At 44.7% G+C, this 10,838-nt stretch carries 12 protein-coding genes and 1 tRNA gene (1 of these 13 only partly in view); 7 read left to right on the top strand and 6 right to left on the bottom strand.

From position 1 onward, the window contains the following. On the top strand, positions 1 to 907 hold the 3' portion of the coding sequence (locus tag ACK28X_RS04715) for a M23 family metallopeptidase (protein ID WP_412057303.1). Its footprint begins 1,061 nt before the window's first position; only the last 907 of its 1,968 coding nucleotides appear in the window; the start codon falls outside the window, past its left edge; its stop codon occupies positions 905 to 907. A 27-nt stretch (positions 908 to 934) separates the two neighbouring features. Here the strand turns inward: ACK28X_RS04715 and ACK28X_RS04710 are convergent, their stop codons facing one another. The 3 genes from ACK28X_RS04710 to ACK28X_RS04700 form a co-directional block, all read right to left on the bottom strand. Further along, the gene (locus tag ACK28X_RS04710) at positions 935 to 2,326 is read right to left on the bottom strand and encodes a sensor histidine kinase (RefSeq protein ID WP_412057302.1); all 1,392 of its coding nucleotides are present in this window, start codon (positions 2,324 to 2,326) and stop codon (positions 935 to 937) included. 128 nt (positions 2,327 to 2,454) lie between these two features. Next, positions 2,455 to 3,009, bottom strand: coding sequence for an RNA polymerase sigma factor (locus tag ACK28X_RS04705; RefSeq protein WP_412057301.1), 555 nt, complete (start codon positions 3,007 to 3,009; stop codon positions 2,455 to 2,457). Positions 3,010 to 3,013: 4 nt separating this feature from the next. After that, positions 3,014 to 3,217, bottom strand: a complete 204-nt coding sequence (locus ACK28X_RS04700) for a NepR family anti-sigma factor (protein ID WP_412057300.1) — start codon at positions 3,215 to 3,217, stop codon at positions 3,014 to 3,016. Positions 3,218 to 3,387: 170 nt separating this feature from the next. Here ACK28X_RS04700 and ACK28X_RS04695 point away from each other — a divergent pair, with 170 nt between their 5' ends. The 4 genes from ACK28X_RS04695 (at position 3,388) to ACK28X_RS04680 (ending at position 6,030) form a co-directional block, all read left to right on the top strand. Further along, complete coding sequence (locus tag ACK28X_RS04695) at positions 3,388 to 4,182, top strand: response regulator (protein ID WP_412057299.1); 795 nt, start codon at positions 3,388 to 3,390, stop codon at positions 4,180 to 4,182. A gap of 17 nt (positions 4,183 to 4,199) precedes the next feature. Beyond that, a complete protein-coding gene (locus ACK28X_RS04690) occupies positions 4,200 to 5,228 on the top strand; it encodes an HWE histidine kinase domain-containing protein (RefSeq protein ID WP_412057298.1) in 1,029 nt (342 codons plus the stop codon). Positions 5,229 to 5,315: 87 nt separating this feature from the next. After that, positions 5,316 to 5,612 carry a hypothetical protein gene (locus ACK28X_RS04685; RefSeq protein ID WP_412057297.1) on the top strand — a complete coding sequence of 99 codons (297 nt, stop codon included), beginning with the start codon at positions 5,316 to 5,318 and terminating at the stop codon, positions 5,610 to 5,612. Positions 5,613 to 5,670: 58 nt separating this feature from the next. Next, positions 5,671 to 6,030, top strand: a complete 360-nt coding sequence (locus ACK28X_RS04680) for a hypothetical protein (RefSeq protein ID WP_412057296.1) — start codon at positions 5,671 to 5,673, stop codon at positions 6,028 to 6,030. Positions 6,031 to 6,116: 86 nt separating this feature from the next. On the opposite strand, the gene rpsA is transcribed toward ACK28X_RS04680, so the two are convergent. The 3 genes from rpsA to aroA all read right to left on the bottom strand — a co-directional run bounded on the left by rpsA (position 6,117) and on the right by aroA (position 10,053). Then, positions 6,117 to 7,811, bottom strand: coding sequence for a 30S ribosomal protein S1 (gene rpsA / locus ACK28X_RS04675; RefSeq protein ID WP_412057295.1), 1,695 nt, complete (start codon positions 7,809 to 7,811; stop codon positions 6,117 to 6,119). A gap of 257 nt (positions 7,812 to 8,068) precedes the next feature. Continuing rightward, positions 8,069 to 8,737, bottom strand: coding sequence for a (d)CMP kinase (gene cmk / locus ACK28X_RS04670; RefSeq protein WP_412057294.1), 669 nt, complete (start codon positions 8,735 to 8,737; stop codon positions 8,069 to 8,071). After that, positions 8,722 to 10,053 carry a 3-phosphoshikimate 1-carboxyvinyltransferase gene (gene aroA / locus ACK28X_RS04665; protein WP_412057293.1) on the bottom strand — a complete coding sequence of 444 codons (1,332 nt, stop codon included), beginning with the start codon at positions 10,051 to 10,053 and terminating at the stop codon, positions 8,722 to 8,724. Before aroA ends, cmk begins: the two co-directional genes overlap by 16 nt. A 174-nt stretch (positions 10,054 to 10,227) precedes the next feature. On the opposite strand from aroA, the gene ACK28X_RS04660 reads away from it, so the two are divergent. Both ACK28X_RS04660 and ACK28X_RS04655 read left to right on the top strand, forming a co-directional pair. Then, positions 10,228 to 10,608, top strand: coding sequence for a TIGR02300 family protein (locus ACK28X_RS04660; protein WP_412057292.1), 381 nt, complete (start codon positions 10,228 to 10,230; stop codon positions 10,606 to 10,608). 104 nt (positions 10,609 to 10,712) lie between these two features. Beyond that, positions 10,713 to 10,788 (top strand) — tRNA-Ala (locus ACK28X_RS04655). Positions 10,789 to 10,838: the final 50 nt, after the last annotated feature.

Here is a 10,838-nt window from a genome sequence, read left to right as displayed (position 1 = left end):
TCGCTTTATTAAAAGTAGCGAACCAGAAATGACCGATACCCTGAAAAAGACTTTCTCTGGTAGCCTGCCGTTTTCTCACATTGATAGTAATAATCTTCCCACCGTTTACGACGCTATTTATCAATCTATATTAAGCTACAAGCTACCTGAAAGCACCGCCACACAGTTGATCAAAATATTGGCCACTGATGTAGATTTAAAAAGCCACGCTTCGCCCAATGATCTATTAGAAATTTTCTACGCTGTCCCCCAAAAGGATAGTAATACGCCTCCTGAACTCCGCTATATTAAAGCCGTTTTTAACGGTACACCACATATTTATTATAGTTTCCAAAACACCGATGGCGATGTTGACTATTACAACGCTCAAGGCCGCAGTTCTAAGCAATTTCTCCTGAGAAAACCCGTGCCAAATGGTATCTTCCGCTCCCCCTTTGGACCGCGTCACCACCCTATTCTAGGCTATGTACGTATGCATACAGGGGTTGACTGGGCCGCCCCCCGCGGCTCCCCCATTGTCGCTGCAGGAGATGGAGTTATTATTAAAGTTGGCTATATGCGAGGTTATGGAAACCACACAGAAATCCAACATGCCAATGGTTATATAACCTCTTATTCCCACCAAAATGGCTTTGCTGCCAATATCAAACCTGGCGTTCATGTGCATCAGGGACAAGTAATCGGTTATGTAGGTTCTACTGGGCTTTCTTCTGGCCCGCACTGCCATTTTGAAATAATCGTCAATGGCACGAAAGTTGATCCTATGCGTATCCGCCTTCCCGACAATAAAGCATTAAAAGGCCAAGATCTCGAAGAATTTCTTCAGGCGCGAAACCAAATCAACAACTTACTTAATGAACATACAAACCAAAAGTTTGCCTTTGCACATAGCTCTACCATAGAGTAAAAAGTATAAATTCTTTAAAAACGATGTTTACCTGCCTTCATTAAGCTTTGGCAGTGGTATTACTACTTTAGCTCCACCCGCGGTACTTTTTTCAAAAAGAACGCGCGCTCCAAATTGCATACATAATTGTTGAACAACTAGACTTCCAAGCCCAACAGTCGCAGCAGACCCAATATCTTCGGTAGCCTTAGAGGTAATTCCGACGCCATTATCTTCCACAATCAAAGCTAAACTGCCATCATCCTGCGGGCCGAAAAAAAGCCGTACCCAACCGCGCCGTTGATTCGGAAACGCGTGTTTGATAGCATTAGTTAAAAGCTCACCTAAAATAATACCTAAAGTCGTTGCATCTCTCGAAGAGAGCTGACACGGATGGAACTCGGTTTCAATATGGATACGCGCTCGTAAATGAGCTGAAAACGCCGATTTGACATCATCCACAACGGCTTGCAAAAATTCATCTACCAGAGTGGTTTCCATATCATCGCTTAGCCGTAAACGTCGATGAGCGGTAGAAATAGTTTGAATCCGATCGCGTGCCGCCTGCAACGCGCTACGCACTTCAAGATTTTGGCTGCGCTGTAATTGTAATCCCAACAAGGATGAGACTGTAGCCAAAGAGTTGCCGATTCTATGGCTTGCGTCCTGCAACAAAAGCTCAACACGCCGCCGCTCCTTTTCAGCATGCTGACGCGCTTTTTCTACTTCATAAGTACGTTCTCGCACCCGCTCTTCTAAAGCAGCGTTTTCGCTATGCAACAACATTTGATAAGTTTTTAGCTTTACAATATCGCGACGAAAACGTTGAATCATTAAATACGTCAAAACAAAAATACTTACTACCGCAATAATCGCCGCAATGGTAAGCGCTGCCCGTAAAAGGGCAATCTCCTCACGATGCTTTCTCCTTGCCTTATCATCACCATGCACTAAAGCGCCCAGTAATTTGCCAAGCCGTTCAATGCTGGCGGGAACACTATTAGGAAAAATAAGCGGGGCATGGCTTCTATCCCCCAAAGCCGCCATGCGCGCATGTAAAGCCTTGCTACGTGCTTCTACATCGCTTTTCAATTCATTGAACCAACTCTGCCATTGCGGCTGCGTGTGCACAATAAGATTTAAATAAGCCAAAGCATTCTCAAATCCCTCACTAGCCTTATCAAAACGCTGTTGGTCTTCAGACCGGTTGTAAATACTATAGGATCGCTCTGCTGCTGCCATTTCAATCAAATGCACAAGCACCAGATCTGACTGTTCACGCAATTGTGAACTCGTTGCTAAACGAGCCACTTCACGGTCTGCAGCATTGGATAGCAAGACAATACACAAAGTAGCCAAGAGCACCATCAAGAGCGATACGAAGATCGTAGCCCGCCGCCTAGGCGCGCTGACAGCAGTTTTTTCGAGTGCAGTTGACACGTTATCTCTTACATCACTCATCAATAAGCCAAAATTCCACAAAATATATCTGAAACAAGAAAAGAGGAATGGTCGAATACGTAACGCGATAGGAAAAAAAGCAAAGCGTCCTCCACTCAAATCATATATTACGGACTAAATGAGCGGCCAATCGCGCTAACTGCATGAATATCAGGCCCATAATCAGCCTGGCCGTTGACACCTAATATTTCTTGCAAGCGACCCCGAGCGCGACTCACACGGCTTTTGATAGTACCTACCGCACAACCACAAATTTTTGCCGCATCTTCATAAGAAAAACCGGATGCTCCAATCAAAATAATCGCCTCTCTTTGATCAGGAGGCAAAACATCAAGAGCTTTTTTGAAATCTTGCAAATCTAAACGTCCATGCTGTGCAGGGTGGATCGCCATATTTTCCGTAAAAACCCCATCGCTATCTTGAATTTCACGCCCCCTTTTTCGCATCTGACTGTAAAATTCATTGCGCAAAATAGTAAAGAGCCATGCTTTCATATTGGTACCTAAAGCAAAACTTGCCTGCTTTTCCCAAGCCTTCATAATCGTATCTTGCACAAGATCATCTGCTCGATCCTGCTTCCCACTCAACGACACAGCAAAGGCGCGTAAAGCGGGCAAAATAGCCAAAAGGTCACGTTTAAAGTGATTAGCGGGCCTATCCATAACACTAGGAGCCCTCTTTTGACGATTCTTCAGCTGCCTCTTCGGCTTGATCCAGCTTCTCTAAAAGATCTAGAAACCGTTCAGGAATCTCCTCCTCTTGAATCCCCGTATAAAATTGCTTCAATTTCTCAGCAATCTCACTTTGTGGCCCAAACAGATCTTGGATTATATCTTCACCAAGCTCCTGCTCCTCACGGTCTTTTGCCATCCCTATGCCCCTTACTGCCAACCATAAATACAACCTATGGTAGGATAAACTTAACACATCAACTGTATAAGATAAGACTAAGGGGAAAAAGTTCCAGCGCGTATGGGAACTTTTTTATCCCAGAAGCGTTTAAACGGAAATGCACTTTCCGGGGCAGAAGGAGTAAGAATATGCCATTATCCACGCGTATAGCGCCACACCTCCCCTATTTACGGCGTTTTGCTCGGGCCATAACAGGATCACAAATATCAGGCGATGCTTATGTTTCGGCTATGCTGGAAGCTTTAATCACCGATATTTCTATTTTTCCAAAAGCATCCAATGACCGAATCAGTATTTATCAACTTTTTTGCCGGCTGTTTGACCAAACGAATCTTCTAACTGCCGAACCCTTGCCTCAATTTGGCCTCGAGCAAAAAGCTAGCGCAAAATTATCTTATCTCTCCCCCAAGGCGAGACAAGCCTTCTTGTTAATTGCCGTTGAAGACTTTCGCGAAAATGAAGCTGTAGAAGTTTTACGTACTGATATGGAAAAATTCCGCGATCTTCTCAATGAGGCCTCAAAGGACATTTCAGCCCAAGTATCTACTAATATCCTTATCATTGAAGATGAGCCCCTCATCGCGATGGACCTCGAACAAATGGTCGAAAGCCTTGGTCACCAAGTGGTGGGCATCGCCCGTACCCGTAAAGAAGCCAATGCTCTTTATCAACAAAAGAACGCTGGCATGATTTTAGCCGATATTCAACTCGCTGATAATAGCTCAGGGATTGATGCCGTCAATGATATTCTAAAAAGCCATCACATTCCCGTAATCTTTCTCACAGCTTTTCCCGAGCGCTTGCTCACAGGTGAGCGGCCTGAACCCACTTTTTTGGTCACCAAGCCCTTTAATCCTGATATGCTAAAAGCATTAATCTCACAGGCGCTCTTTTTTCAAGAGAATGCCTCTAAAGCAGCCTAATCCGGCATAAGAGTGATATGGCTATCTCAATCACATCTGCTGATACCTCACATCTGAGCGCCTTATTGCAAGCTATCCGAGGCGCTCGGATTTGCGTCCTTTACCAAACACCTAACCTCATCTATCATTGGGCGGAAAACTTACCTGAAAGTTTACACCGCCATTGGCATGTTGGTTGCCGTGATAGCGACTTCCTCTCTATTGAACTTGCCGACCGCATGGAAACCATAAAGTTACAAGTCCTAGAAAGCGGCGTTACCCAAACTATGGAAGTCCGATTCGAAAGCCCAAGCCAACAGGTTACATGGTATAAATTTTCCATAGACTGTCATCGCAGCCCAAAAGGAGAAATCATCGGCGTTATTACTACGGGGGTCGATGTATCGCACTTACGTCGCCGCGAGCAAATGCTAAAAATTCTTCTACGCGAAGTAAGCCACCGATCAAAAAACCTCCTCGCGATCATTCAAAGCATCGCCACCCAAACAGCGCGCCATACAGAATCTGTCCAAAGCTTTTTACGAAAGTTCCAAGGCCGCGTCCAATCTATGTCAAATTCGCAAGACTTAGTCACAGATTCTGACTGGCGTGGTGCGCAATTCAAAGACCTTGTCTTTTCTCAAGCCAGTAACTATCTAACTCACCAAATTAAACGCTTCCGAGTATGCGGCGATAATGCTTATCTCTTCCCTGGTGCCGCCCTTCATATCGGCCTAGCATTGCATGAATTAATCATAAACTCACTCAGCTATGGAGCCTTGGGTCAAAAATATGGCGTGGTTACCCTCACAAGCCAAATCCATCCACTCCATCTTAATTCTGCAGAGGAAGAAACAGGTACAAAACTTGCTATCCATTGGCAAGAGGATTTTGACGGCTTCAGTAATAACTTCCGAGATAATAAAGCTTGTTTTGGTAGTGTTCTCTTAGAAAAAATTGTTCCTCTTGCCGTCAACGGCGAAGCGCACCTTGAATTTACCCCCAGAGGGGTATGCTACCGCCTCTCGCTGCCTGATAAACATTTTGATATCCATCAATCCATATAGTTTATCTTAATAAATAAACCGGAACAAAAGCTCCCCTATCTCATTATATCATTGTTCACAATAACTTAAAAACAATGGGGGCTCACTATGGGCAACTTTTTAGCAATTATGTTCCTAATTGCATGCAGCGATGATTTTGCCGCCTGCACGCCTCAAACCCGTAACGTCGCCCTATACCAAAATGAAAAAAATTGTGAAGAAAACCTGAAGCCAGCGCTTTTGCATACCCCACTCCAAGCCCCGCAAATGTTTGGCACCTGCGTTAAAATAAAGCCAACAAACCTCAATAAAAACAACGCTCTTATCTGGCGCATAAATAAACAAGGCGACCTTTTTGTACGCGTTGAAACGCTTGCGGCCACTTCACCCACATTTATTCCTTGACTTAGACATCATTAAACTTTCAAAAATAGGGAACAGTAATTATAGACAAGGGAAAAACGTGCAAAACCATATCATCCAGGAAAAAGATAGCGAACAACCCCTCGACCCAGCAGTTGAGCGTGTACGCCGCAAGCTCATGCGCCTCATGCTTCTTTCACTCGCCATCACTATATTGCTTATTTTAATCGTACTCGCAGCAGTGATATATAAAATCATGACCCCTACGCCCCACAAAAGCGAGCTGCTAGCACCAAGCCAATATATGCTTCCGCTTAAAACAGGCGAAAAACTTATCTCACAAAGCCTATCAGGATCTTACCTTTCTCTTGAAGTCGTCAACGAAAAAGGCAAAACTGAAATCCTTATCTATAATTATCAAACCAACACCCTCATCGCTCGTCTTAGCTCAAACTCTTAAGAAGACTAATTCTTTTGATCAATAATGGGGAAATAAAAATCGCCGCTTTCGCGGCGATTTTCTATTAAAGATAAAAGCCCGAAAGCTTACCCTTGCTTTTTCAAAGCTGCACCTAAAATATCACCTAAGGAAACGCCAGAATCAGCCGATCCATATTGCGCTACAGCTTCTTTTTCCTCAGCAATTTCAAGAGCTTTAATTGAAATTAATAGTTTCCGGCTTTTTTTGTCAAAAGAAAGAATTCGCGCATCCACCTTTTGACCAATACTAAAGCGCTCTGGGCGTTGTTCATCGCGATCACGCGCTAAGTCGCTACGGCGAATCGTAGTTTCTAGATCATGATCAACCAAGCGAACATCAACGCCATTGTCATGTACAGCTATTACGTCAGCAGTCACCACAGCGCCCTTACGCAAATCACCAGAAGTAGCTGCAAGGCCTACCTTATCGCCAACCAACTGCTTAATACCCAATGAGATACGCTCTTTTTCTATATCAACATCAAGTACCACAGCTTTAACGACATCGCCTTTATTATATTCTTCAATCACTTGCTCACCAGGACGGTTCCAATCCAGATCGGAAAGATGCACCATCCCATCCACATCCCCTTCAAGGCCGATGAACAAACCAAACTCGGTTTTATTCTTCACTTCGCCTTCAATTTGTGAATTGACAGGGAATTTTTCAGCGAAAGCGACCCATGGGTTTTCAAGCGTTTGCTTCAAGCCCAAAGAGATACGGCGTTTAGAAGGATCAACCTCCAACACCACCACTTCTACTTCCTGCGAGGTGGAGAGCAATTTTCCTGGGTGAACGTTTTTCTTAGTCCAACTCATTTCGGAAACATGGATCAAACCCTCAATCCCAGGCTCAATTTCCACAAAGCCGCCATAGTCTGTGATATTAGTAACGGCACCAGTGATTTTTTTGCCAATAGGATATTTTGCACTAATTCCATCCCATGGATCATTTTCAAGCTGCTTCATCCCCAGCGAAATACGATGCGTATCTTGGTTGATACGGATAATTTGTACCTTCACTGTTTGACCAACTGTCAAAATTTCCGACGGGTGAGTTACCCGGCGCCATGCCATATCGGTAACATGTAGCAAGCCGTCAATGCCACCTAAATCAACAAAAGCACCATAATCGGTAATGTTTTTGACAACCCCTTCGACTACTTGATTCTCTTCAAGGTTTTGTACAATTTCAGAACGTTGCTCCGCACGGCTTTCTTCTAGGACAGTCCGGCGCGAAACAACAATATTGCCGCGACGACGATCCATTTTCAAAATTTCAAAAGGTTGTGAGTTATGCATCAAAGGCGTAACATCACGGATAGGGCGAATATCCACTTGACTACGTGGCAAAAAGGCCACAGCCCCATCAAGATCCACAGTAAAACCGCCTTTTACTTGGCTAAAGATCACCCCATCAACGCGCTCATTGGCGTTGAATTTTTCTTCTAAACGCAACCAGCTTTCTTCGCGACGCGCTTTCTCACGGGAAAGAACAGCTTCACCCATCGCATTTTCAATACGTTCAACGTAGACTTCAACCTCATCGCCTAGCTTCAAGGAGCCATCTTTGCCCTTTGCGCCAAATTCTTTAAGGGGAATCCGCCCTTCAACCTTCAAACCCGCATCAATAATCGCCATATCTTTTTCAATAGCTACGATACGGCCTTTAACCACGGAACCTTCCGTCAAATCATTTGATTGAAATGATTCAACCAATAAAGCTTCAAAGTCAGCCGTGGTGGGATTATATTGAGACATAAAAACTCCTCATATGCCAAAAGGCACGTGCGCCGGTTAGTGTGAATGAAAGAAAAAGCCATAGTGGCGCTCAATCGCTCTTTCTCAAAGGTTTAACTCAATCTTACCGCTATGGGAGGCTCCCATAGGATAGTATAGATCCTAGTACCCAACGAGCCTGATCCTGTCATAACTTCGCTCTCATATCCTTTTATATAGAATAAACGGAAAAATTAGGCTAAGCTGAACTGCATGGAGCACCCTCAAATAGGCTTGGATTACTCTGAACCACTCTGCTCAACTACTTTAATCCTCATTTTAAATACAGGATCAATTAACGCGCAAGCGGTTAAAAATGTTGTTTCTATAGACAATTTTGTCGTATCAAGCAAGTGGGCATTTTTAGCTAACCGCAATGCTCCTTCTAGTCGGCCTTTATCACGTGCATCCCGCCGTTCAATATCCGCCAAAACCTGCTCATAACTGGCCAAGCCACCTTTAGAAATAATCTCGTCATAGCGGCGACGCGCTCGAACTGCGCTTTCAGCATCAATATAAAGCTTCACTTGGGCGTGGGGACACACAACTGTTCCAATATCGCGACCATCTAACACTGCGCCCGGTGTTCGACTAGCGAAAGCGCGCTGTTTTTCCACCAAAATGGCTCGTAATCCGCCCATTACAGCAATTTTTGAGCTTACTTCACCAATAAAATGTTCCGATAAAACTCTACGATCCAGCCTTTCGAAATCAAGAGATTGTGCGAAACGACTTACTATGTCTTCATCATCAAGCGGTAATTTTTTCTCTAAGAGCGAAAGGGCTACGGCACGATACATCAAACCCGTATCCAAATACGGTAAATGATAATGGAGAGCCAGCCGCCGCGCTAAAGTGCCCTTACCAGAGGCGGCAGGCCCATCAACAGCAATCACAAAATTGGGCATTCAATCCGCCCTCCCAAACCGGTCATCAAATCCTTGAAATCTGGAAAACTTGTACCAATCATAGAATCATCATCAATCGAAACAGGTAAAGGCGTTGCAAGGCCTAAGGTCAAAAAACTCATCGCAATCCGGTGATCCATATGAGTTGCCACTAAACTACCACCAAATCCCTTACCATCGGGGCGTCCATAAACGGTAAGTGAATCCTCATCCCCTTGGCAATCAATATGATTCGCTTGCAAACCCGCTACCATAGTACTTAATCGATCAGATTCCTTTACTCGCAATTCACCAAGACCAGCCATCACCGTTTTTCCCTCGGCAAAAGCCGCAGCCACAGCCAAAATCGGATACTCATCGATCATCGATGGGGCACGCTCTTGAGGCACTCTTACTCCCTTCAGACTTGAATGCCTAACACGCACATCGCCCACCACCTCGCCACCGCTTTGCCGCTTGTTCAAAATTACAATCTGACCGCCCATTTCTTCCAAAGTTATAATCAAACCAATACGAGTAGGATTGAGCAAAACATTTTCAATCACCACATCTGATCCCTCAATGATCAGCGCTGCAACCATTAAAAAAGCTGCTGAAGATGGATCTCCGGGCACTTCAATTACTTGCCCATAGAGCTCTGTTTGGCCAGTAAGGTGAATAGCACGCGCGCCAGTTTCCGCTTCTTCAAGCTCAAGCTTAGCACCAAAACTCAAAAGCATTTTTTCGCTATGATCGCGCGAGGGAACAGTTTCCAGGACTGTTGTCATACCAGGACAATTAAGACCCGCGAAAAGCACTGCTGATTTTACTTGCGCTGAAGCCATAGGCAGACGATATACAATAGGATGCGCCACCCGCGGCCCACAAAGACTAAGAGGCAAACGCTCCCCCGCGCTGGCTTCTACCACTACACCCATTGCCCGCAAAGGGTCTAACACCCGTCCCATGGGACGCTTTGAAAGAGACTTATCACCACAAAAATGCGTAGTCATAGCATAAGAGCCCACTAGACCCATGACCAAACGTGCTCCTGTGCCCGCATTGCCGAAATCCAAAGGGTTATCAGGCGCAAGTAAACAACCATTACCTGTGCCGTTAACCACCCATTCGTCACCCTCTTTATAGATAGAAGCACCTAAAGCTTGCATCGCACGACCCGTATGCAAAACATCCGCGCCCTCTAAAAGGCCTCGCACACGCGTCTCACCACTAGCAACGCCACCCAAAATAAAACAACGATGCGAAATTGATTTATCACCAGGCACACGCACAGTGCCCCGAAGTTTGTATGATTGATAAGCGGTCAAAGCCGGCACAATGTCTCTCCAGAATTAACGAGCGCCTTAAAAATACAATTTCTATAGCATAAAATTACCATCATACCACGGAAAAACCACTTTTTTTCATGCTTTATCTTTGACAAAGACTCGATTTTTGCTTAACGAAAACATATTTCATACAAACCATAGCCAACCAAAGAGGCTCGGTCCATGGCAAAGCAACAACTCGGAACCAAACGCGTCGACCCAGAAACGGGGAAAAAGTTCTACGATCTCAATCGTGATCCTATCATTTCGCCCTATACGGGCATCTCCTACCCTCGCTCTTATTTTGAAGCCACAGCCGCCGAAGCTGGTAGCGGAGATGAAGAAATTGAAACTGAAGAACTAGATGCTGTGCTCGAAAAGCCAAGTTTTATTTCCCTTGAAGATGCTGAAGATGAAAATAAAACTGAAGATGTCATTCCTGATCTTGATGATGATGTCGTCCTTGATGATGATGATACATTCCTTCCTCATGATGATGAAGACGATGAGGATGTAAGCGATATCTTAGGTGGCGGAGCCGTCTCCGATGACGATGAAAGCTGATTTCAAGCCATAGGAGAATGAGGGAAATTTTGTAAAAATATAATTTCCCTCTTGATCTTCCCCAATGATAGCTTTAAGGAAAAGCCTATCTAATTCTCCTTCATGGGGCTATAGCTCAGCTGGGAGAGCGCTTGCATGGCATGCAAGAGGTCAGCGGTTCGATCCCGCTTAGCTCCACCATATTTTATTTTTCCTAATTACTTAGATATGACACTTTTACCTCCACCTTA

The sequence above is a fragment of the Bartonella sp. DGB2 genome (assembly GCF_046843095.1).
In the GTDB taxonomy this organism is placed as follows: Bacteria; Pseudomonadota; Alphaproteobacteria; order Rhizobiales; family Rhizobiaceae; genus Bartonella.
This window is presented reverse-complemented; position numbering and strand designations above follow the sequence as displayed.

Bases quoted from the DNA above. Each gene is read 5' to 3' on its own strand.
- ACK28X_RS04660 (WP_412057292.1), top strand. From the start codon at position 10,228: ATGGCAAAGCAACAACTCGGAACCAAACGCGTCGACCCAGAAACGGGG.
- ACK28X_RS04695 (WP_412057299.1), top strand. From the start codon at position 3,388: ATGCCATTATCCACGCGTATAGCGCCACACCTCCCCTATTTACGGCGT.
- ACK28X_RS04685 (WP_412057297.1), top strand. From the start codon at position 5,316: ATGGGCAACTTTTTAGCAATTATGTTCCTAATTGCATGCAGCGATGAT.
- ACK28X_RS04705 (WP_412057301.1), bottom strand. From the start codon at position 3,009: ATGGATAGGCCCGCTAATCACTTTAAACGTGACCTTTTGGCTATTTTG.
- cmk (WP_412057294.1), bottom strand. From the start codon at position 8,737: ATGCCCAATTTTGTGATTGCTGTTGATGGGCCTGCCGCCTCTGGTAAG.
- rpsA (WP_412057295.1), bottom strand. From the start codon at position 7,811: ATGTCTCAATATAATCCCACCACGGCTGACTTTGAAGCTTTATTGGTT.
- ACK28X_RS04700 (WP_412057300.1), bottom strand. From the start codon at position 3,217: ATGGCAAAAGACCGTGAGGAGCAGGAGCTTGGTGAAGATATAATCCAA.
- ACK28X_RS04690 (WP_412057298.1), top strand. From the start codon at position 4,200: ATGGCTATCTCAATCACATCTGCTGATACCTCACATCTGAGCGCCTTA.